This is a genomic window from Borrelia persica No12, from assembly GCF_000500045.1.
GTDB classification, from domain to species: domain Bacteria; phylum Spirochaetota; class Spirochaetia; order Borreliales; family Borreliaceae; genus Borrelia; species Borrelia persica.
The window spans coordinates 214,745-237,742 of sequence record NZ_AYOT01000223.1 but is presented as its reverse complement, the minus strand read 5'-3'; the positions used below and the strand labels follow the sequence as shown (position 1 = coordinate 237,742).

Below are 22,998 nucleotides of genomic sequence, written 5' to 3'. Positions count from 1 at the left end.
TCCTCAATCTAATCAGCAACCTCAAAATAAACAACATCCTCAAAATCTAACAAACGCTGCACAACAACAGAAAAATGAGCAAGCACAAAAACCTGTCCAACAATCACAAAATAAACAATATCCTCAATCTAATCAGCAACCTCAACATAAACAACATCCTCAAAATCTAACAAACGCTGCACAACAACAGAATAATAAGAAAGAACAAAAACCTGTCCAACAATCACAAAATAAACAATATCCTCAATCTAATCAGCAACCTCAAAATAAACAACATCCTCAAAATCTAACAAACGCTGCACAACAACAGAATAATAAGAAAGAACAACAGAACAAAAAAACAATACTTAAAGAAAAATTTGCTGATAATTTACAAACAAATTCTGTAATTGAATTAGACGAAATTAATTGGCAAGAGGAGTTAAATATAGATGAATAAAAGAAAAAACTTACCCATACTAATAATCTTAATACTATTACTCATCACTTCATTTGGGGGTCTTGGTTATTATATATATAAAGAACGAAGAAATAAAAACAACCAAGAGATAATGTTAAATGAAGTCAAAAACAGCATTATGGATAGAAATTATAAAAAAGCACATTCAATAACAAAAATTCTCAAAGACAAATATCCACAAAACACAGATATTGCAATGCTTGAAAATACTCTCTCAGAACTTGCAAATGATAGCCCTTTTGAATCAAAAAATTTACAAAGAGACACTGCTAATCAAATACTAGATAAAATCCAAGGAAAAGAACAACCAATACCAATTGATAATGAAAACTCCGAAACTGCTTTTAACAACAAATATATCAAAGATACTACAAAAATAGAAAATTATGCTGATAGAAAAAATGATAATGGTATTGCAAATGAAAACATCCTAGAATTCAACAAAAACACAATACCTCAAAATTTAAATAACAATAAAAAGAAAACAGAACAACAACAAAAACCGAATACGAATGATAATAACTCTACTGCAAATAAAAAAAATCTATTTAATTTACAAAAACTAAAAGAAAACTTAAACAAAGAATTAAATCAAACCAATATAATTCAACCAAACACAACTCCAAAAAAAATCATAAAAACAGAGCAACAAAATAAAGATAAAATAATACTGGATAATCTTAAAGAAAATAGTACAAAACAAAATACAAAAATAAATGAAATCCCTACTATTAGTAAACCAAAAACTCAAACAGAAAATATAAACGTAAAAGATACTCCCAAAAACGAAATTATTAATAAAATAGAGAGACCTTATGATTACATCATCAGAAAAACACTTTATGAAATATTAGACAATATTAATACTGGAAATCCTCCACTTGCAAAAGAAAGACTTAATGAACTTATCAAAAAAGGCTTAAGTGAAAAATTTAGTAAAGTTAACGACTTAATTGATAAACAAAACAATCAAGAAGCAGCTGATCTTTTAATTAAATTAATCAAACAAGATGTCGAACCAAACTCAATGAGTAAAAGACAAGCTCCTCTTCACAAGGAGCTTTTAAAACAAAAACTTCCTCAAGAAGACATTTTACCAAAAAAAGATCAAGCAACAGATACCAAAATACAAACAGAAGAAAACCCTAAAATACAAAAAAATCAATCTATGCAAAATTCACAAAATTTAGAGTCTCTTAAAAAGAGAGCATCAACAAATGAAAAACAAGAAAATTTTCAAGAAGCAGAAACAAATTACGAAAAAATCGCAAATATCACAAACAATGAAGAGGACTACTACAAACTTGGAATAATAAAATTTAAACTTAAAAAATACGAAGAATCAATCAAAGCTTTTGACACAGCAATATCCATAAACCCAAAACACAAAAAAGCATACACAAATAAAGGCACAAGTCTAATATTATTAAATAAGCAACAACAAGCAATTGAAGAATTTAAAAAGGCAATTGCAATAGATCAAAATTATGATAATGCCTATTATAAAAAAGGAATCGCAGAAGAACAAAGTGATGATAAACAAAATGCTTTCACAAGTTTCAAAAAAGCTTATGAGATTACCAAAAATCCTCATTATGCTTTAAAAGCAGGTATTATAGCAAACCATCTTGAAGATTTTAAAAACAGTGAAAAATATCTCAAACAAGCAAACACTTCAATAAATACAAAAAATGATGTTATGTTTTATAATTTATCAATAGCAAATTTTAAAAATAACAATCTAAATGAATCGCTAACAAATATAAATAAAGCTCTTAAAATAAAGCCCACACAAACTGAATATTTATATTTAAAAGCATCCATTTATTTAAGCAAAGAAAATTATCATGCAGCAATACCTCTCTACAATACTGTAATTCAAAGAAATCCTGATAATATTACAGCTCATATCAATTTAGCAAAAGCATACGAAAAATTAAAAAATACATCAAAAGCAATTTCAATTCTTGAAAAAATTAGTAAAAAAAACCATGCAATAGCATTAAATAATCTTGGCATACTTTACAAAAATCAAGGAAACTATAAAAAAGCAATAGAAGTTTTTCAAAAAGCAGAAGCTCAATCAGACATTGAGGCAAAATACAATCTGGGAACTACCTTTTTTGATATGAAAGACAACAAAAGAGCCATGGAAAAACTAAAAGAATATATAAAAATAAGTCCAAATAATCCAGAAGCCCTACATGCACTGGGAATAATAGAATATACTGAAAATGGAAATGACAATACACTTAAAGAAGTTATCAAAAAATTTCCTAATTATAAACAAAATCAAACAATAATAGAAATAATAGGTAAATGAATAAAATAAAATTTCTAGATAAAATTCTAGTGCAAAAAATAGCAGCAGGAGAAGCTATAGACAGACCCTGTTCTATTTTAAGAGAACTACTTGATAATGCAATAGACTCTGGAGCAGATAAAATAGAAATTTTTATTGAAGAAGGTGGAATTAAAAGAATATTAATAACAGATAATGGTAGTGGAATCAGTAAAGAAGACTTAAAAATATGTTATTTACCTCATACCACCTCAAAAATCAGTGAAGAACAAGACCTTGAAAGAATCCAAACATTAGGATTTCGAGGAGAAGCTTTGTCAAGCATAGCCATTTGTTCAAATCTCATAATAACAAGCTCCACCACAGGAGAAGATAGTTATCAGATTGAAATTGAAAATGGTATTGAAAAATATCTAAAAAAACAATCTGCAATAAATGGCACAATGGTAGATGTTACAAATCTATTTTACAATTTTCCAGCAAGAAAAAGGTTTTTAAAAAAGGACTCTATAGAAACAAAAATGTGTTTAAAAGTTTTTGAAGAGAAAGCCGTAACTCATCCTGGTATTGATTTTAAATTAAGTATAAACAATGAACTTAAAAAAGTTTATTTTAAAGAAAGTTTAACAGATAGAGTACAAAGTGTATATGGAGAAATAATCGAAAACAACAAATTTGGAAAAATAGAAGCAGAATATGAACATGTAAAAATGAAAATATTTTTTGCTCCTCCCACTTTTTCAAAAAAGGATAGACGCAACATAAAAATATTTGTTAACAGAAGACCTGTTGAAGAGAAAACCTTGTCTGAAGCAATAATCAATGGACACAGCAAAATACTCACTTGCAAAAATTTTCCTATATGTTATCTATTCCTAGAAGTAGACACTCAACATGTTGATTTTAATATACACCCTCAAAAAAAAGAAGTAAGATTTTTTAATTTGCCATTCCTTCCCAAACAAATCTCAAACAATATCAATGAATTTTTTGATAGAGAACAACAAGAAATTTTACAAGATTACAATAATGTAATAATCAAAAGACAATTGACAAATGATGCTCATTTACTACATTCTGAAAATGATTTAACAAATTCTAATTTTAAAGCATATAAAATTACACAAAATGAAGCACTAATTCTAGACAAACCTCAAAACAATAAAATAACAAATATAATAGAAGATAAGATACAATTTGCAAAACAAACACTACAAAAAGATAAGCCATCATTTAAACATCATATTCAAAATATTTTTCTAAAAACTTCTACAATACCAAATAATTTTCAAAAATCAATAAAAAAACATGAATTTAAATACATGGGACAACTATTTTCAGAATTTTTAATAGTAGAAAAGGATAATGAACTTTACTTTATAGATCAACATGCACTTCACGAAAAAATCATATATCAAACCCTAATAAACTCAGAAAAAACTATACAAAAACTTTTAATACCAATTGAATTTCAAGTAGAACATGAAGACAAAGATAAAATATTAACAAGTGAATTAGAAGAATATAAAAAAATAGACATTATAGTTACAAAAACAAAAGAGCAAACTTACAGACTTGAATCTATTCCCAATATTTGCAACAAATATGAAAACACTATCATTCAATTCTTAAAAACAAGAAAAAGTAAAATAATTGATTCTCTGGAAGCTGAATTATATGCAACTCTTGCCTGCAGGCAAGCCATAAAACGTAACGACACGATCAGTCTAGAATTTAGTCAATTCTTAATAAACGAATTCTTCAATCTTAAATTAAAACATTGCCCACACGGAAGAAAAATTTACCATAAAATCACTAAATCAGAGCTTGAAAAAAGTGTCAACAGACAATAAAATAAACATAGAAGTTATTTATGACAAAAAATCTTAAATCTAAAATTCAAAAATTAAATATACAAAGAGATCAAAAATTAATTGAACTTGGAAAAGAACTTAAAAATAGCAATATAATAGAACTTAAAAAATTAGAATCCTATATATCTTTAAAGTTAATTGACAAGGAAATATCTCAACTCAAAGCAAACCTAAACAAAGCAGAAGAAAATGAAAACAAATTAAACGCATTATACAAAAAGAATAAAGAGTATAAAGAAAGAGAAAGACATATCTTAAAAGAACACAAACTCAAACTTAAAAAAAGTATTGCAATAATAATAAATAAATATCCAAACAATCTCTCAACAATTCTAGAATATAAACTGCATTTTACCAAATCAATCCTTGCAAAACATAAATATAAAACAACAGAAATAATCAATTACAAAGAAAAGGTTAATTTTTTCAAAAAACTTGTCATGAATATCAAACTAATTATCAAAGAAATAATAAATAAAACAAATATACAAAAAATGGCAAAAGAATTTGAAAAAAAAATATTAAAAAAATATTTGGAATCAGAAAATTTAGAAAACATTGTTAATGAATTTATAGAAAACAAAGACTTGAGCACAGAAATTATTGAAGAATACAAATTAATAAATGAAATGCAAACAGAAATTTCAAAAATAAACGATGAAATTAAACTTGCAAACAAAACAAATAATATACATAATAAAAATAAAATAAAACAGACTATCAATATTGTTCAATTAAAGAAAGAATCTATTTTGAAAAAGATTGCTGAAGAATTTGTTGAAATGTCAAAAACAGAAAAAGGATTAAATAAAAATGGAGCAATCAATTCACATTTAGAAATAATAAAAGATCTAAATAAACAAATATTAAGATTGAATTCAGAACTCATCAAAGAAATAAAAAAAAGTGAAATTATAAAAATAAAAACAAACATGCAACAACTTATAAAAAATAAAGAATCAATTGAGACAAAATTAAACGAATTAAATTTAAAAATAGAAACCATACAAAAAGAAATTGATGAACTTGACAATCAATAAAAAATCAATATAATGATCTATGGTATTATTTCTAAGCCTTAATAGACATAAAGCGTATTTTGGCTTATGGGGCCTATAGCTCAGTTGGTTAGAGCACCCGACTCATAATCGGGCGGTCCCAGGTTCAAGTCCTGGTAGGCCCAAATTAATTTGCCAAAATTAATTTAGTTTAAAAAATAGATTAGAATACTTACCCATATAATAAAGTCCTATATAAGTATCATAATTATCATCCAGCTGCATATCCGTCAAATCATTGATCTTAACAATTGAATACAACAAATTAATTTCATCCTTAGGAGTTGTAATTAAGTACAAATTATTACTACTAATTTCATTTAACTTATCCATATCTTTTGATTTATATACACAATCATAAACGGATCTCAAATCTTCTTCTGATAAATTTAAACCTATAATAATATCTTTACTATATACCCTCATTCCAAAATCAATAAGATGAACTTGTGCTACAAAACTATCAAAAGTTTTATCAGCAAAATTAAACCTCAAGTCTTTACAATAAAGAACATCTTGTCCAAGAACAGAATTAACAAAAGAAGACGAATATTTATCTTTAACCACTTCAATAAATTCTTTGCTATCCATATTTTCAATAACAAACTTGTTTAGAGTACCAGCATTTAAAACCTTAACAGCAAAATCAAAAGTCATAAAATAACCAAATTTATCCTTGTTAAAATAATAATTAATCACATAATCAACTTCCCTTATCTCAGGATAGCTTATTTCACAAGAACAAAAAATAATTAAAACAAATAAAAATAATAATATATTAGCCTTTAACTCTCTCAGCATATTCTTTGGTTTCAGAATTAACTAAAATTTTATCTCCAATATTAATAAAAAGAGGCGCCTTGACTACTAAACCCGTATGCAGAGTAACATTCTTCATAGCATTAGTAACAGTATCCCCTTTAACAGCTACTTCAGCATCTACAACCTCAAATGCAACCTTTGATGGCAATTTTAAATCAATAACTTCATCATCCCACTTAATAAGAGAATAAACCTCAGCTTCTTGTAAAAACAAAACCTTATCTTCGATATTGACAACATCTTTTAAATTTACACTAAATTGATCATAGGTCTCTAAATCCATAAAAATAAGATTTTCATTCTCTCTATAAAGATATTGCGAACTAACCTCCAATACTTCAATTTCTTCAACTGTATCTGATCCCTTTAAAGTTTCCTTAATAACAAATTTATTTTTAAGATTTTTAAGTTTCAATCTTACAATGGAGCCACTCCTACCCATTTTTGAAAATTCTCGCTCAAGAACAACATGTGGCATACCTTTAAAAATCAAAAAAGAACCTTTCTCAATATCTCCCGATTTAATTTCACTCATCTAATACCTCAAATTTCTAATGTGTATAATAACTTATATCAAAAAATCAAAATATTTACTATTCATTGACTTATCTACGATTAATGATATTATATATAGTTATAAAAGGAGTTAATTTAATGCGGATTATCAAAATACTCTTTGTTATTTCACTAACTTTGTTATTGAGCAATTGTACCAAAAGCAAAGAAAATGTAATTGCAATTGGTGGATCTACCTCAACAACCTCTATTATGGACGAAATGATCTTAAAATACCAAAAAATCAACGATCAAATTAAAGTCACTTACGATGCTCAAGGCAGTAGCATAGGCATTAAGGGATTATTTGATGGTATTTATAAAATGGCAATTTCTTCAAGAAATGCAACTGAAGAAGAAATAGCTCAGGGAGCAAAAATCACAATTATTGCTTATGATGCTTTAGTATTTATCACAAGCCCTGATGTTAAAATCACGAATATTACAGAAGAAAATTTAGTAAAAATTTTAAATGGCAATATTCGCAATTGGAAACAAGTTGGTGGTCCTGACGCTAAAATTAACTTTATAAACAGAGACTCATCATCAGGCTCTTATTCATCCATTAAAGAGCTAGTTCTTGAGAAAGTACTAAAAAATTTTGAAGAAGCTCAATTTAGACAGGATAGCATTATAGTAAAATCAAACGGAGAAATGATTGAAAAAATAAGTCTTACACCTCACTCAATTGGTTACATCAGTTTTGGATACTCAAGGGGTGCAACAGAAAAAGGTGTTCATACGCTATCAATAAACAGCATATATCCTACAAAAGAAACAATAACAAAGGATAAATACGATATCAAAAGAAAGATAATAGCAATAACAAACAATATTTCTGAAGATCAAAATACACTTGATTTCATCAATTTTATGTTAAACCCAAATGGACAAGATATTATTGAAGAACAAGGATTTATAAAGGTTCATGCAACTGAAAATAATTAACATTATGAAAAGTTTGACTAAGTATTGAAATTAAATATAAACTTAATCAAGGTTCAATTTCTATAGGGGAACTCTTTTAAGGAATGCAATTAAATCTAAAAACTAAAAGAAATATTGTTAGATTGGCTTTTAACTGCTTTATTTTTGCATCTGCAACAATTAGTACTCTGGTCATATTATTATTAATCTTATTTATTATTAAAAATGGAATAACACCTTTCCTGAATAATAAAATTAATATTTTAAATTTCTTATTCAGCACAAACTGGGATCCTACGAGTAAAATACAAAAATCGTATGGCATTTTATCATTCATTATCAATTCAGCCTTAACAACATTATTTTCTGTTACAATTGCACTACCAATTGGTCTTGGATTTGCAATTTACTTGTCTGAAAAAACCAAAGGCATGTATCAGAAAACACTACAAACAATAATAGAACTCTTAGCAGGAATTCCAAGTGTAGTATATGGATTTTTTGGAAGCACATTTATATCTTCTCTTATAAAAAAGACTTTTATAAGAGAAGATAACTTAGGATATAACTTAATAAATTCAGTAATAGTTTTAAGCATAATGATACTTCCAACAATAATCAGCGTTTCATATACATCGCTTAAAGCTGTTCCAAAATCATACAAACTAGCATCTCTTGCACTAGCTGCAACAGATTGGCAAACAATATATAAAGTAATGATTCCTTCAGCTAGTACAGGTATTCTAGCAGGAGTGATACTAGCAATTGGAAGAGCTATTGGCGAAACAATAGCTGTTTTAATGGTTGGTGGTGGCTCACCTCTATTTATAAGAAACATATTTTCACCAATTAGAACATTAACAGTAAACATAGCAATAGACATGGGATATGCATCTGGAACTCACAAAGAAGCTTTATTTTCAACAGCATTGGTATTGTTATTATTAGTCATAATAACAAATTCAATCAAACATCTGATCCTATCTTCATCTAAAAGGCTAAAAATCAAGTGAACAAAATTCAAATAAATAAATTGTTTAATCAAATTGCATTTTGCATAATTAAATTTATTGCTTATTTTTTAATAACATTACTGGTATTTATAATAGCTTATATAGTATACAATTCGTTATTCTTTACAAGTAAAAAAGAATCATTATTCTTAGACGAAACAAAACATTTCTTATCATTTAAATTAAATAACAATATAGTCAAAATTGTATTTATTATTAATAAAAGTATAAAAACTAAAGAAATTACTACTCAAGATATTTATAACATATATAATAACAAGATCTCACATTGGGGTAGCATATCAGATCAAAATCTTGATATAGTACCAATTGTAAGCTTACAACCAACTCTTTCAAATAAAGCAATACTGCAAACTTTTACCAAAGACAATAAGTTCAATAATAGATATATAAAACCTGTAGAATCAAGTGAAGATATGATAAGCACCATAAACCAAACAGAAGGTGCTATTGGATACCTAACACAAGATGAGCTTGAAAAATTAGATTTTAAAAAATACCCAAAAATTCAATCATTAAAGATAAGATCCATGTCAATATTAGTGGGCAAAAAAACATTACAAAAGAGTGAAAATGAAATTATTGACATAATAAGCCTTAAGCAAATTAAAAAATTAATTGTAGGAAAAGCAAATTGGAATGACTTAATATCTAAAGATATCAAATTAAACATCATAAAATACTCGGATTATGATCAAAATGCAATAAAAGAAATAGAAAAACACGAAGGAACAATTGCAATTGTACCTTGGCATTACTTTTATAAACACGATGCACCTTTTTTAAAATTATATGATACAAAAAGAAGCATGCCCTTAAACTTCAATTTTATATTATCTACACCAAGAAATTCTGGAAAATATGGCGGTATTTCTTATTTAATCTTAAATACATTTTATGTCATACTATTAACAGCAATAATCTCAATTTCAATAGGAATTAGTACAGGAATAATGCTTGCAGAATATACTTCAAACAAAGTAGTATATAAAACAGTATCTATGAGTGTTGATATCTTGTCATCCATTCCTGCAATCATCTTTGGACTCTTTGGACTTATCTTTTTTGTTCCAATCTTTGGCATGGGAATACTCTCAGGAGCAATCACAAGCTCTTTAATGATATTGCCAATGATTGTCAAAACAACCGAAGAATCATTAAAATCAATTCCAAAATCATATAAATATGCATCAGTTGCACTTGGGGCCAATAAAACAGAAACTATAATTAAAATCTTACTACCTGCTGCAAATCCAGGAATATTAACAGGAATAGTGCTTGCAATAGGACGTGCTCTTGGCGAGACTGCCGTACTCCTATTCACAATGGGGACAAACTTGGGACTTGCAAGCGCATTAAATGAACCGTCAAGAAGTTTAACCGTACACTTATTATTACTATTTCAAGAAGGATATTTAGATAAAGGATTTGCAACAGCATCAATACTGATAATAATGATACTATTAATAAATTTAATATCAAAATTTCTAATTAACAAACTATATAGGATTTAAGCAAATGAGCCAAGATAAAGCAATTATTCAAACAGAAAACTTAAATTTATTTTATACAGATTTTAAAGCATTAAATAATATCAATATATCAATATTAAGGAATAGCATCACTGCATTAATAGGTCCATCAGGTTGTGGCAAATCAACTTTTCTCAGAACACTTAACAGAATGAATGATCTTGTTGAAGGGGTTAAAATAGAAGGAAAAGTTATGTATGAGGGTAAAAGTATTTACTCAAATAACTTTGATGTTTTAGAACTTAGAAGAAAAATAGGAATGGTCTTTCAAACTCCCAATCCATTCTTAATGTCAGTTTATGATAACATAAGTTATGGACCTAAAATCCATGGAATTAAAGATAAAAAAAAACTCGACGAGATAGTTGAAAAATCATTAATTAAATCTGCACTATGGAATGAAGTAAAAGACAAACTTAATAGAAATGCATTAAGCCTTTCAGGAGGCCAACAACAAAGACTTTGCATTGCAAGAACTCTTGCAATAGAACCAAATGTAATATTAATGGATGAACCCACTTCTGCCCTTGATCCAATATCAACAGGTAAAATTGAAGAGCTAATAATAAATTTAAAAGAAAGTTATACTATCATAATAGTAACTCATAATATGCAACAAGCTGGTCGAATATCCGACAGAACTGCTTTCTTCTTAAACGGATACATTGAGGAAGAAAGCAATACAGACGAGTTATTCTTCAATCCTAAGAATATCAAAACAGAAGAATATATCACTGGTAAATTTGGATAAATCAACCCAAAGAAACATCAAGAAACATCATCAAAGAAAAACCAATAACTCCAAATATAGTTGGAATCTTATTATCAATATCTTTCCTCTTAGCTTCAGGTATCAATTGCTCAATTGAAACATAAATCATTGCACCAGCAGAAAAAGATAAAGCAAAGGGTAAAATCCTAGTAAAAGTATAAACAGCATAAGATCCCAAAAGTCCGCCAACAATTTCTACCAATCCTGACATTTGACCATAATTAAAACACTTCCATAAAGGAACATTACCTCTTCTTAAAGGCAAAGAAATAGCTGCACCTTCTGGTATATTTTGAATACCAATTCCCAATGTGAGAATCATAGCTCCAACCAAAGTATGAAGATCAGGAGAAGATGCTATAGCACCAAAAGCAACACCAACAGCAAGTCCTTCAGGAAAATTGTGCAAAGTCACAGCCGTAAAAAGCAAAAAATCCTTCTTACCATGCCTTGTTAAATCTTCATCAATAAATGTCAATTTATCAAGATCTGGTACAAATACATCTACAATATATATAAAAAATGCTCCTAAAAGGAAACCACAAACTGCGGGTATCCAAGTAACATAACCAAGTTCTTCTGCCATCTCAATTGCTGGTTTAATAAGTGAAAAAAAACTAGCAGCAATCATAATTCCTGCCGAAAATCCAAGCATGGCATCCATTATTTTATTATTCACTCGTCTAAAACAAAAAACGGCAGCTGCACCAAAAGCCGTAGTAAACCAAGTAAAAGAAGACCCTAAAAATCCTAAAAAAATAGGATGTAGAGTTAATAAATAATCGCACAAATGTTTAAACATAAAGTAACCTCCATAAATTTGTATTATCTCATCAAAATTGCCCTTATTCTTCTTATGCCTGAAGATGAAGCTTGTTCTTTTTGTATCTTAAAAGTACCAAGCTCACTAGTATTATTAACATGAGGACCACCACAAACTTCAATTGAAAAACCATCTATTTCATACACACTCACAATATCTTCATATTTTTCACCAAATAAAGCCATAGCCCCTTTAGCCAAGGCATCGTCCAAACTAATGATAGATTTCTTTACAGATAATTTATTTTGTATCTGTAAATTAACCATATCTTCAACCTTTCTTATCTCATCATCTGTCATTTTACAAGGATGACTAAAATCAAATCTTAATCTCTCAGAAGTAATATTACTACCCTTTTGTCTTACATGATTGCCTAAAACCAATTGAAGAGCCTTATGAAGCAAATGAGTAGCCGTATGTAATTTAGTAGTCTCATATGTACAATCTGCAAGCCCTCCTTTAAAGATCTTATCACTTCCCTGTCTAGAAACCTCTTGATGTTTTTTAAAATGTTCGTCAAAACCTGCCTTATCCATACTAAACCCATGCTCAATTGCAAGTTCTTCTGTTATTTCATAAGGAAAACCATAAGTATCATAAAGTTTAAAAGAAATATCACCCGGTATTAATTTTGATGACAATTGCTGAATCAGCTTGACAAATTCTTGTTCTCCATGACGTAAAGTTTTAAAAAATTTTTCTTCTTCTATATTCAATTCCCTCTTAATAAAATCTTTTTTTTCTGTTATTTCTTTATAAAAAGATTTATAAATCTCTTCAACAGAATCAACAAGATCTGCCAAACAATGAGATTCCATACCAAGTTTTTTTGCATATCTAATAGCTCTTCTAATAAGCCTTCTTAAAACATAACCTTGCCCCATATTAGATGGCAGAACTGAAAAATTATCAGCTAAAATAAAACAACTGGCTTTAATATGATCAGCAATGATTCTAATGGCCCTATCATCTTCTAAATTATTTCCATAAACTTTACCAGAAATTTCTTCTATTTTACTAATTATAGGTCTAAATGCATCAGTATCATAAACTGAAGATTTTCCTTGTAAAAAAGTAATTGTTCTTTCAATACCCATACCCGTATCCACACATTTCCGCTGGAGTTCTTCATAATGGCCATTATTATCCTTTTTATATTGCATAAAAACATTATTCCAAATCTCAAAATATTTGCCACAAGAACACGTAATATCACACGTATTAGAACATTTATCTATTCCCGTATCTACAAATATTTCGGTATCTGGACCACAAGGTCCTACATTCCCAACAGGACCCCAAAAATTATGCTCTCTTGAGAGATAAAATATTCTATCTCTAGGAATTCCAAGTCCTTCCCAAATATCAGCTGTTTTTGTATCTCTAGGAATATCCTCATCACCTTCAAATACACTAACATAAAGTCTATCTTTTGAAATATTCAAATAATGAGGTGAAGTCAAAAATTCAAAGCTATATTCTACAGAAAGCTCTTTAAAATAAGCACCAAGAGACCAATTTCCAAGCATCTCAAAAAAAGTTAAATGACTCAAATCTCCAACCTCATCAATATCTCCCGTTCTTAAACATTTTTGCACATCAACTAACATGTCCCCAGATGGATGAATCTCTCCAAGTAAATAAGGTACAAGAGGTTGCATGCCAGCAGTATTAAAAAGAACTGTAGAATCATTATCAGGAATCAAAGATTTACCTGCAATCTCACAATGTCCCTTACTTTTAAAAAAGTCTATATACTTTGCACGTAGCTCATCAAGTTTCACTAAACAAACTCCTCATTTTTTCTATATATTGTCAACTCACCTTTTACAGTCAACTCCTTAATATAACTAACAAAAGACATAGTCATTGCCTTTACATCTTTTTTTCTTACCGACTTTAAAAAAGATTCTTCTTCCAAGACAAGTTCTTTACGTCTTCTTGAGATATTACAAAGAATTTTATTTCTAATCTCATCACTTTTATCTTGAATAATCATTGCAATATCATTATCTTTAAACTCTCTTAAAATATTATGCATATCATTATCTGTAATTCTAAGTATTACATTAATATCAAATATTTTTTCTTTAATCTCAATATCTTTAACAGGATCTAAAACCTTCATATCAATATTACTCAAAAGATTTTTTTCATCCTCAAAATCCATATAACTTAAAATATCAACAAGTATCTTAGAGCCATCAAGTTTTTCAGTCATAAGCTTACCTTGAATTTTTAATCTATCCTTCAATCTATTAGAAATAATCTCAATTATATCCACATTCAACTGCCTTGGCTTAGCAAGGGCTTTGATAAACTGTTTCTTCATATCCATTTCCAACATAGAAAAAACATATTTTTTTTGCTCTCTAGTCAAATAAACATATATTATCAAAAGTGTTTGCACATTTTCATTTCTAATCAAAGCCCAAAGTTGTTCATTTTCAATGCCAGATAAATAATCAAAAGGCAAAAAAGGATCAACACCTGTAACTTTTTTATAAATCTCTTTTGCCTGTGTTTTACTTAAAGATTTATTTAATAATTCATAAGCAAACTTATCATCAACTTTTAAATATTTTTTCTCACCTCTAACCAACTCTTCAAACTCTTCAATAACCCGTTTCTTATCATCAGGAGTAATATATTTAATCTTTGTAATTTCCCTAGTAATAGCAATTACATCAGCATCATCAAGTTCAGCCATAATTTCTGCCGACTTTTCAAGACCAATAGCTAAAAAATACTTTGCTATTTTAGATATTTTACTCTCCCTACGAATGAACCCTGGTTTTTCAAGTCCTTTCTTAGATAAATTTAAATTACTATCTTTTTTTCTTTTTTTAATCAGATTAATCCAAGATTGAAGCATTGAACCTTGTATCGCAACATCATCTAAATCATCATATAATTTTTCATTTGCAACGCGTTCATTCTTTTTGATATTTTGAAAGGTTTTTGTTCCCAAATCCTTTACACTTTGATATCTGGAGAGCCTAGGATCCTGCATAGACCCCCTCAATATTTGTAAGAACTAATAAATGTGAATGGTCCCTAAAAATTTTAGCCGGACACTCTCTAAAAGAAACATCAGAACTCAAAAAATTTTTTAAAGCATCTCCCTTTTCATGACCAATAAAGAGCAATACAACTGCCTTAGAAGCAAATAAAGATTTAGGGGTTAAGCTAATTCTCATATTTGGCAACTTTGGCGAATCATACTCATATTGATATCCCTCCATTTCAGAAAATAAAAGTTTCCTTAAAGGAAAAATAGAGGCAATATGCCCATCTTCACCAACAGACAAAATACTTAAATCCAATCTTGTGAATCTAGAATTAAATTCAACATTATAATTATCAATAGAAGATCTCTCATCAAGTTCATTGTAAATAAAAGGATGTAAATTTAAACCACAGATTAAATTTTTTTCAACCATTTTAGAAAAAAAATTTTCATTTATAAGTTTAAAATTACTATAGTCGTTATTTAAATCAACACAACGCTCATCTACTAAAAAAAAATGAGACTCCTTAAGAGAATAATTTTGTTCATCAAAAACATTAAGAAAAGAAATAATACTACGACCACCACAAATTCCAATACTAGTAAAACTATCTTGATTAATATTATTCAAAAAAAAATCAAAGAACTTACTCCTTAAATCATTCTCCCTATTAGAATACAAAAATTCCATCAATATGCCTTTGAACAAACTCAATCTAAATAATAAGCAACTGTAGTAACTACCCTTAATATCTTCTTTTGATAAGAAGAATGCACATTTTCACTTCTATCAATTGGCAACAATTCAACTTTTTCTTGATTTACTGTTTTCAGTTTTCCTAAAGCAACACCAAAACGACGTGCAGATCCTAATGCTAACTCAAAAGCATTTTGAACAGAATCTGCCAACATATCAGGACTAACATTATCTATATCATCAAAATTATATACTGGACCACTATGATGATTCAAAGGTATTCCTTTATTTTCAAATTGAACAATATCCTTACTTATTTGCTCCATCTTAGCTATTTTATCAACATCTTTCGTAAAAACGAGTAAGGATATGTATTTAGAATACTTGTAATGAACATCACGATAATTGCTAGCATTCAAACTCACACTACTCACCTTTATCTCATCTTCAGAAAATCCATAACCCATAAAAAAATCCTTTATTTGTCCAAAATACTCATTATGTAACTTATTGAGCTCTTCTAAAGTATTACCAAATAATTCATAACTTAAACGCCAACTTAAAGAAGTTGCAGAAACTTCTCTCTCACTTGCTCCCTTAACAGTAATATAATTTGCATTTTTTATTCCAATACTCTTAATGCCACTAGATATAACAAATGCCGCTACCAAAAATAGTATAGACGATAATACAATCAAAAATCTTTCTACAAACACAAATCTTACCCCCTCCCTTAATTTCATAAAAACAACATTGTCAAACTGAATGATTTATTTTAACATATTATGAAATGTTAATAAATAGAAAAATAGCAATAGCACCAATGGTAGCAATTACAGATGAACACTTTAGGTACATAATAAGACTATTATCAAAAAAAATCACTCTATACACTCCAATGATTTCTGCAAAATCAATTATCATGGGAAATCTAAATACAATTGTAAAACAAAATACCAATGACTCTCCAATAGCAATTCAAATAGCAACAAACTGTGAAAATGACGCTGCAAAAGCAATAGAAATTCTTGAAAACAAATTTAATTTTGACGAATATAATCTCAATGTTGGATGCCCATCATCCCGTATTCAAAAAGTAAATTATGGGGCTTGTCTAATGCAAAACCCAACTCAAGTAGGCAAAATCTTAAAAGCAATGAAAAAAAACACAAAAAAGCCCATTTCAATCAAACATAGAATAGGCATAAGACAAAATAAAAAAGAATATCACGAAGAAACCTACACAGAACTGAAACACTTTGTAGACAAAATCATAGAATACGAAATCAAAAATTTTATTGTTCATGCACGAATAGCCATATTAAATGGATACTCTCCTGAAGACAATCATAATATTCCAAAACTAAAACACGATTTTGTGTATCAACTCAAAAAAGAATACAAAAACATATTTATAGAAATAAACGGCGGAATTACCAATAGTGAACATATAAAAACACACTTATCTCATGTAGATTCTGTAATGATTGGAAGAGCCGCAGCACAAAATCCTTATTTTGCTGCAAAAATCGCAAGAGAATTTTTAGGAGAAAAAAAAGAAATACCAACAAGAAAAGAAATATTGCTTAATATGGTAGAATATGTCAAAGAATACAACGAACACTCCGCAAGTAACATTATACTAAAACACATGATGAGAATAGCATATTCTCAAAAGAATGCCTGCAAATTTAGACAAGCTTTAACTGCACCTTTTCCCCCAAATCTTAAAAAACATGAAATATTATTAAGTGCAATTGAACACCTAAGAGAAGACACCCTAAACTCTAATTTTTAGGACTAATCCTTAGGAGATATATAATCAAAACCCGTATACTTAACCAGATTTTTAGGTATACGCACACCTCCTCTTTCATCTTGAAAATTTTCAAGTATAGCAATAATGGTTCTAGTTGAGGCTATTGCAGTTCCATTTATCATATGTACAAATTTACTCTTACCATCATCTTTATATCTAATTTTAAGTCGCCTTGACTGATAATCTGTACAATTTGAAGTTGAAGTCACCTCTCCATAATCGCCATTCTCGCCCCTACCTGGCATCCAAGCTTCAATATCATACTTCTTATAAGCTGAAGCACCAAGCTCACAAGAACAAACGTTTAAAACTCTATATGGAATTTCAAGTTCTGTAAAAATTTCTTCTTCTAATGCCAAAAATTCATCGTGAATACGATCGGAATCTTCACTCTTACAAAGACAAAACATTTCGACCTTACTAAACTGATGAACCCTATAGAGTCCCTTAGAAAATTGCCCAGCTGCACCAGCCTCTCTACGAAAACAATGTGAAAGCCCTGCCATTTTGAGCGGAGATTTGAGGTCTAATATAGTATCATAATAATACCCACCAAGAGTAATCTCAGACGTGCCAATAAGATATTTATCCGTATCTTCAATTTTATAAATATTACTCTCAACACCACGTGGATTAAACCCAATCCCATCGACTATAAATTCTCGTGCAACATCAGGTGTAATGAACAAATCAAACCCCTTTGATTTAAGTTTACTAAAAGCAAAATTAATCAATGCAAGTTCCAAAAGAACAGCCTCATTTTTAAGATAATAAAACTTATTACCACTAACTTCACGTGCTTTTTCAAAATCAAAAAGATCCAAATGCATACCAATCTCTAAATGATCTTTTGGCTTAAAATCAAATTTTGGAATATTCCCCGAAACTTTTAATACAACATTATCCTCCTCACTAACACCAATAGGAACATCAGGGGCAGAAATATTTGGAATTCGTTTATGTTCCATTAAAAGTCTTGATGTCACATGAACCAATTTTTCTTCTAAATCTGAAATTTCAGATTTTAAAACTTTACCCTTCTCTATTAAATGATGCTTACCAGAATCATCCATATTGTCTCTCATAGCATTAGCATTTTCATTCTTAGCAGCATTCAATTCACTTATCTTTGTAGTAAGTTTCCTGCGCTCATCATCAAAAGAAATCAACAAATCAAGTTTTAATTTCAATCCCCTATTTTTAATATTTTCCATAACAAGTTCTAAATTATCCCTTATAAACTTTAAGTCAAGCATCACAGAACTCCCAACATAAATTTAATTACAAATAACTAAAACAAATAAAAAACAAATCATATTAATTATGTATAATAAGTATTATATAATATTTGATGACAATAATAGAACAAACTTATATATACGGAGAAAAATATCTTTATGGTAAAATCATCAACGGCTCAAAAAATATTTATTTTAACGTCCTTACTGATAACTTTGCTAGGATGTGCAAAAAAATCAAAGAAAGTAAGTTTTAATGACATTAATACATTTTATAACACAAAAAATGAAATGATAATTCAACCTATCTCAGCAGAAAAAGAAAACGAATTATTTAAATATAAAATCAGAATACCCAAGGTAATAACTCAACAAACAGAAAACAATAATATAAAATCACTCAATGATGAGATTACAAATTATGCAAACGAAATAGTTTCTAACTTAGAAAGCGCAACTCAAAACACCAATCAAGATGCCCAAAAACCAAGTTTAAACATAGATTATGAAATTTACCATGGATATGATATTCACACAATAATAATAAATACAACTCAAGAAATAAATGATACACACATAACAAACTATAGAAGTTACTATATTAACAACAATGGGAATTATATTTATAATATAGACGAAATCATTAATGTAAAGGAAGCATTTCCTTATTTTACTCACAAAATCAAAGAAAAAGTTACAAAAACATATCAAAATGAATTACTATTTGATTTACAACAAGCAGTAATTTATTTTGAAAATAAAAAAATAATAGTAAAATTCCCACTCTACGTATTTAATTTAGAAACAACAGATCATACAGAAAACATATTTGAATTTAGCGAAGAAGAATCACAAAAATATATCAAACAAGGATAAAATAAATTATTAATGAAGAAAAAAAAATTTTTTAATTTAATCTCAAAAACTTACTTAGAAGAATATGATGCTGAAGGATCTTATTTTAAACACGAAAGTGGGTTAGAAATATTTGAACTAAAAAATAGCACATTTAAAGAAAATGCCTTTGGAATAGCATTTAAAACTATTCCTTGCAACAATACAGGAGTTGCACACATTTTAGAACACGCAATTTTTTGTGGGTCAAACAAGTATAGAATAAAAGATCCATTCCTCTATTTAATGAAAGGCAGCCTAAATACATTTTTAAATGCAATGACATTTCCAGATAAAACTCTCTATCCAGCAGCATCTACAATACAAAAAGATTATTTTAATTTATTCAAAATATATGCTGATGCCGTTTTTAATCCCTTGCTTAAAAAAGAAGCTTTTATGCAAGAGGGTTACAATATAAATCCAAACACCTTTAAACCATCTGGTATTGTTTTAAATGAAATGAAAGGCAATTATTCAAGTAAAAATTCTTTAATTAACGAAATTGCAACTAATTCTCTTTTCTCACAAGGGCCCTACCAATACGACTCTGGAGGAAACCCTATCAATATTATTGACCTTACATACGAAGAATTTATTGAATTTTATAAAAAACACTATACACTAAAAAATTGCAAAATATTTTTATTTGGCAATATTGACACCAATAAAAATCTTAATTTCATTGAAAAATATATCATTAGACCCAACACAAATAAAAAATCAAACCTTAATCACAACATAGATAAAATCACAAGATGGAAACAAAGTAAAACATTAAGTTTTGACATTCCAAAAGAAACTGAAACTACACTAGGAGTATATGCAATAAATTGGTTATGTACTGATATTGAAAATATTAAAGAAAATATTGGTCTTGAAATTTTATCAGAAATACTTCTAGACAGTTCCTGCCAATTTACTATCAATATGCTAAAGAGCGAAATTGGTGATGTAATAGCCAATGTTAGTGGAATTAACACAGATATAAAAGAATGTGTATTTTCATTTGGATTACAAAATGTACTTCCAGGCAAAATAGAAGAATTTAAAGACAAGGTTTTCAAAGAACTTAAAAACCTTGTAAAAGTAAAAATTCCACAAGAATTAATACAGGGTATTCTATTTGGTTATGAATTTGCACTAAAAGAAGAAAAAGGACAAGGTTGGCCTATTGATTTAATGATGAAAAGTTTTAAAGGATGGATACATGGAATGCATCCAACTGAAACTTTAAAAATTAATTGTCATCTAGATGAGATTAAAAACAAATTAAAGCAAGGGGAACCTTATTTCGAAAATTTAATAGAAAAATACTTACTAAACAATAATCACCATACTCTAATCCACTTTAATCCATCAGATAAAGTACTTAAAGAAATGGAAGAAGAAATAGAAAAAAAATTAATGGATAGAGAAATTGATATTAAAAAAAATCCAGAAAAATTTTCAGAATTTACTAAAGATTACAACCAATTTAAAAACTATCAAAAAAAGGACGATCTCAAATCTGATATCGTCAAAATTCCGATACTAAAGATAGAAGATCTACCAAGAGAAGTTGAAAAAAGTTTAATTTTAAATCAAAATCCCGAACTTCAGGCACATACATTTGAGTTGAAAAAAAATAACAACATATTTAATGTATACCTATTTTTTAAATTAGATTTTCTACAAAAAGAAGACTTTATGTACCTATCTTTATTTAAAAGAGCCATTCAGGATTTATCTACTAAGAATTACTCATATATAGATTTAAATAATAAAATTCAAAATACTCTAGGACAACTCAATATATATGAAAGCTATGAAGAAGATATTCAAGGAAACATGATCAATATATTTAATATAAATTTCAAATCATTTAACAATAAAATACAAGAATCGTTTACATTAATCAAAGAAATTTTAATCAATACAGATTTTCATGATTACAATAGATTAAAAGAGATAATCTTAGAGCTAAAAAATGATTTCAAATCAATACTCATTCCCAAAGGACACATATTAGCAACAACAAGATCAGAATCAAAATTAAGTCAAAGCAAATATCTACAAGAACTTCAATTTGGTATTACAGGAAGAGAACATTGGCAAAAAATAAAAACCGACATAGACTCTTTAAAAGAAATTGCATGTAATTTAGAAAACTTAAAAAATAAAATAATTTTCAAAAATAATCTCTCATCACTACTTATAGGTAATACCAAAGATGTTATTCAAAAATTAGAAGATGAATTACTTAGATTAAAAGAAAGCTTAAGCGAAAAAGTTTATACCAATAACTCAACCACAATACAACCATCAAATAATGTCTTAAGAGAGATAATGATCATTCCATCAAAAATATCTTTTAATTCTATGAGTTTTACAAGCTATAAAATAACAGACGAAGCTTATCCAAAAATAAGTTTCTTAACACATATATTAAAAAGCGGAATATTGTGGGAAAAGATCAGAGTTGCTGGTGGTGCGTATGGTGCATTTGCGTCTATTTCAAATGGAATATTTTCTTTTGCATCATATCGAGATCCAAATTTTATAAAAACGTATCAGGCTTTTGAAGCATCATTAGAAGAATTGGCCAATAATGAAATTAAATATGACGAAATATACACATATTTAATAGGAGTAATTGGACTTAATACAAATGCAAAAACAAAATCTACAGAAATATTACAAAGCTATAAAAGAAAAATACTAAATATTAGCGATGATTTAAGACAAAATATAAGAGATAATTATTTTAAAATAACAAGTAAAGACATAAAAGAAATATCTGAACAAGTACTACATCAATTAAAGCAAAAAAACAGTATCACATCTCTTGTTAGCAATACAATCTATGAAGATGATAAAATAAAACTAGAAACATTTATTGGAAAAAAATATAGGGTAAAAAAAATATATTAAAAACAAAAAATAAAAAAGACTAGTTAATCTTTTTATATTTTTTGTTAAACTTGTCAATTCTACCTGCTGCATCCACAAACTTTTGCTGGCCTGTATAAAAAGGATGTGATTTGCTTGTAATCTCAACAGTAATTAATGGATACTCTTTATTATCGCTATACTTAATTGTTTCTTTCGAAGTTAAAGTTGATCTAGTTAAAAACATAGTACCATTAGCACCATCTTTAAACACTACCAAATTACTAACAGGATGTATGTCTTTTTGCAT

At 28.2% G+C, this 22,998-nt stretch carries 19 protein-coding genes, 1 tRNA gene and 1 pseudogene; 12 read left to right on the top strand and 9 right to left on the bottom strand.

Annotation, left to right across the window (positions count from 1 at the left end; genetic code table 11):
- The 5 genes and pseudogenes from U881_RS12935 to U881_RS0108745 form a co-directional block, all read left to right on the top strand.
- Positions 1 to 439 (top strand): annotated as a pseudogene (locus tag U881_RS12935) (tetratricopeptide repeat protein); the annotation flags it as partial.
- A complete protein-coding gene (locus U881_RS0108760) occupies positions 432 to 2,783 on the top strand; it encodes a tetratricopeptide repeat protein (protein ID WP_024654053.1) in 2,352 nt (783 codons plus the stop codon). The pseudogene U881_RS12935 and the gene U881_RS0108760, both read left to right, overlap by 8 nt.
- Positions 2,780 to 4,615 carry a DNA mismatch repair endonuclease MutL gene (mutL, locus tag U881_RS0108755; protein ID WP_024654052.1) on the top strand — a complete coding sequence of 612 codons (1,836 nt, stop codon included), beginning with the start codon at positions 2,780 to 2,782 and terminating at the stop codon, positions 4,613 to 4,615. Before U881_RS0108760 ends, mutL begins: the two co-directional genes overlap by 4 nt.
- A gap of 20 nt (positions 4,616 to 4,635) precedes the next feature.
- A complete protein-coding gene (locus U881_RS0108750; protein ID WP_024654051.1) occupies positions 4,636 to 5,676 on the top strand; it encodes a hypothetical protein in 1,041 nt (346 codons plus the stop codon).
- A gap of 69 nt (positions 5,677 to 5,745) precedes the next feature.
- Positions 5,746 to 5,819 (top strand) — tRNA-Ile (locus U881_RS0108745).
- A gap of 16 nt (positions 5,820 to 5,835) precedes the next feature.
- Here U881_RS0108745 and U881_RS0108740 read toward each other — a convergent pair.
- Together U881_RS0108740 and efp are read right to left on the bottom strand one after the other, a co-directional pair.
- Entirely contained in the window at positions 5,836 to 6,495 is a 660-nt protein-coding gene (locus U881_RS0108740; RefSeq protein ID WP_024654050.1) for a hypothetical protein, read from the bottom strand.
- Positions 6,473 to 7,051: an elongation factor P gene (gene efp, locus U881_RS0108735; protein WP_024654049.1), complete on the bottom strand. Its 579-nt coding sequence runs from the start codon at positions 7,049 to 7,051 to the stop codon at positions 6,473 to 6,475. The genes U881_RS0108740 and efp overlap by 23 nt, the downstream gene beginning before the upstream one ends.
- A gap of 119 nt (positions 7,052 to 7,170) precedes the next feature.
- Between efp and U881_RS0108730 the strand changes: the two genes are divergently transcribed.
- The 4 genes from U881_RS0108730 (at position 7,171) to pstB (ending at position 11,315) form a co-directional block, all read left to right on the top strand.
- Positions 7,171 to 8,019 carry a substrate-binding domain-containing protein gene (locus U881_RS0108730; RefSeq protein WP_200861720.1) on the top strand — a complete coding sequence of 283 codons (849 nt, stop codon included), beginning with the start codon at positions 7,171 to 7,173 and terminating at the stop codon, positions 8,017 to 8,019.
- Positions 8,020 to 8,102: 83 nt separating this feature from the next.
- The gene (gene pstC, locus U881_RS0108725) at positions 8,103 to 9,011 is read left to right on the top strand and encodes a phosphate ABC transporter permease subunit PstC (RefSeq protein ID WP_024654047.1); all 909 of its coding nucleotides are present in this window, start codon (positions 8,103 to 8,105) and stop codon (positions 9,009 to 9,011) included.
- Positions 9,008 to 10,546 carry a phosphate ABC transporter permease PstA gene (pstA, locus tag U881_RS0108720; protein ID WP_024654046.1) on the top strand — a complete coding sequence of 513 codons (1,539 nt, stop codon included), beginning with the start codon at positions 9,008 to 9,010 and terminating at the stop codon, positions 10,544 to 10,546. Before pstC ends, pstA begins: the two co-directional genes overlap by 4 nt.
- Positions 10,547 to 10,550: 4 nt before the next feature.
- Entirely contained in the window at positions 10,551 to 11,315 is a 765-nt protein-coding gene (pstB, locus tag U881_RS0108715) for a phosphate ABC transporter ATP-binding protein PstB (protein WP_024654045.1), read from the top strand.
- A gap of 1 nt (position 11,316) precedes the next feature.
- On the opposite strand, the gene U881_RS0108710 is transcribed toward pstB, so the two are convergent.
- The 5 genes from U881_RS0108710 to U881_RS0108690 are packed head-to-tail and all read right to left on the bottom strand — an operon-like array spanning position 11,317 to position 16,582.
- Entirely contained in the window at positions 11,317 to 12,138 is an 822-nt protein-coding gene (locus tag U881_RS0108710) for a ZIP family metal transporter (protein WP_024654044.1), read from the bottom strand.
- 23 nt (positions 12,139 to 12,161) lie between these two features.
- Positions 12,162 to 13,943, bottom strand: coding sequence for an alanine--tRNA ligase (locus U881_RS0108705; protein ID WP_024654043.1), 1,782 nt, complete (start codon positions 13,941 to 13,943; stop codon positions 12,162 to 12,164).
- Positions 13,943 to 15,172, bottom strand: coding sequence for a flagellar motor switch protein FliG (locus tag U881_RS0108700; RefSeq protein ID WP_024654042.1), 1,230 nt, complete (start codon positions 15,170 to 15,172; stop codon positions 13,943 to 13,945). The genes U881_RS0108705 and U881_RS0108700 overlap by 1 nt, the downstream gene beginning before the upstream one ends.
- Entirely contained in the window at positions 15,159 to 15,860 is a 702-nt protein-coding gene (locus tag U881_RS0108695) for a 6-phosphogluconolactonase (RefSeq protein WP_024654041.1), read from the bottom strand. The genes U881_RS0108700 and U881_RS0108695 overlap by 14 nt, the downstream gene beginning before the upstream one ends.
- A gap of 20 nt (positions 15,861 to 15,880) precedes the next feature.
- Positions 15,881 to 16,582, bottom strand: a complete 702-nt coding sequence (locus tag U881_RS0108690) for an SIMPL domain-containing protein (protein ID WP_024654040.1) — start codon at positions 16,580 to 16,582, stop codon at positions 15,881 to 15,883.
- A gap of 74 nt (positions 16,583 to 16,656) precedes the next feature.
- On the opposite strand from U881_RS0108690, the gene dusA reads away from it, so the two are divergent.
- The gene (dusA, locus tag U881_RS0108685) at positions 16,657 to 17,664 is read left to right on the top strand and encodes a tRNA dihydrouridine(20/20a) synthase DusA (protein ID WP_024654039.1); all 1,008 of its coding nucleotides are present in this window, start codon (positions 16,657 to 16,659) and stop codon (positions 17,662 to 17,664) included.
- A 2-nt stretch (positions 17,665 to 17,666) separates the two neighbouring features.
- Here dusA and serS read toward each other — a convergent pair whose 3' ends face one another.
- Positions 17,667 to 18,941, bottom strand: coding sequence for a serine--tRNA ligase (gene serS / locus U881_RS0108680; RefSeq protein WP_024654038.1), 1,275 nt, complete (start codon positions 18,939 to 18,941; stop codon positions 17,667 to 17,669).
- Positions 18,942 to 19,082: 141 nt separating this feature from the next.
- Here serS and U881_RS0108675 point away from each other — a divergent pair, with 141 nt between their 5' ends.
- Both U881_RS0108675 and U881_RS0108670 read left to right on the top strand, forming a co-directional pair.
- Positions 19,083 to 19,799, top strand: coding sequence for a hypothetical protein (locus U881_RS0108675; protein WP_024654037.1), 717 nt, complete (start codon positions 19,083 to 19,085; stop codon positions 19,797 to 19,799).
- Positions 19,800 to 19,811: 12 nt separating this feature from the next.
- Positions 19,812 to 22,730: an insulinase family protein gene (locus U881_RS0108670; protein WP_024654036.1), complete on the top strand. Its 2,919-nt coding sequence runs from the start codon at positions 19,812 to 19,814 to the stop codon at positions 22,728 to 22,730.
- A 19-nt stretch (positions 22,731 to 22,749) separates the two neighbouring features.
- Here U881_RS0108670 and U881_RS0108665 read toward each other — a convergent pair whose 3' ends face one another.
- Positions 22,750 to 22,998, bottom strand: a complete 249-nt coding sequence (locus tag U881_RS0108665; protein ID WP_024654035.1) for a type B 50S ribosomal protein L31 — start codon at positions 22,996 to 22,998, stop codon at positions 22,750 to 22,752.

Coding starts and splice junctions, on each gene's coding strand:
- U881_RS0108760 (WP_024654053.1), top strand. CDS start 432: ATGAATAAAAGAAAAAACTTACCCATACTAATAATCTTAATACTATTA.
- mutL (WP_024654052.1), top strand. CDS start 2,780: ATGAATAAAATAAAATTTCTAGATAAAATTCTAGTGCAAAAAATAGCA.
- U881_RS0108750 (WP_024654051.1), top strand. CDS start 4,636: ATGACAAAAAATCTTAAATCTAAAATTCAAAAATTAAATATACAAAGA.
- U881_RS0108740 (WP_024654050.1), bottom strand. CDS start 6,495: ATGCTGAGAGAGTTAAAGGCTAATATATTATTATTTTTATTTGTTTTA.
- efp (WP_024654049.1), bottom strand. CDS start 7,051: ATGAGTGAAATTAAATCGGGAGATATTGAGAAAGGTTCTTTTTTGATT.
- U881_RS0108730 (WP_200861720.1), top strand. CDS start 7,171: ATGCGGATTATCAAAATACTCTTTGTTATTTCACTAACTTTGTTATTG.
- pstC (WP_024654047.1), top strand. CDS start 8,103: ATGCAATTAAATCTAAAAACTAAAAGAAATATTGTTAGATTGGCTTTT.
- pstB (WP_024654045.1), top strand. CDS start 10,551: ATGAGCCAAGATAAAGCAATTATTCAAACAGAAAACTTAAATTTATTT.
- U881_RS0108710 (WP_024654044.1), bottom strand. CDS start 12,138: ATGTTTAAACATTTGTGCGATTATTTATTAACTCTACATCCTATTTTT.
- U881_RS0108700 (WP_024654042.1), bottom strand. CDS start 15,172: ATGCAGGATCCTAGGCTCTCCAGATATCAAAGTGTAAAGGATTTGGGA.
- U881_RS0108695 (WP_024654041.1), bottom strand. CDS start 15,860: ATGGAATTTTTGTATTCTAATAGGGAGAATGATTTAAGGAGTAAGTTC.
- dusA (WP_024654039.1), top strand. CDS start 16,657: ATGTTAATAAATAGAAAAATAGCAATAGCACCAATGGTAGCAATTACA.
- serS (WP_024654038.1), bottom strand. CDS start 18,941: ATGCTTGACTTAAAGTTTATAAGGGATAATTTAGAACTTGTTATGGAA.
- U881_RS0108675 (WP_024654037.1), top strand. CDS start 19,083: ATGGTAAAATCATCAACGGCTCAAAAAATATTTATTTTAACGTCCTTA.
- U881_RS0108670 (WP_024654036.1), top strand. CDS start 19,812: ATGAAGAAAAAAAAATTTTTTAATTTAATCTCAAAAACTTACTTAGAA.
- U881_RS0108665 (WP_024654035.1), bottom strand. CDS start 22,998: ATGCAAAAAGACATACATCCTGTTAGTAATTTGGTAGTGTTTAAAGAT.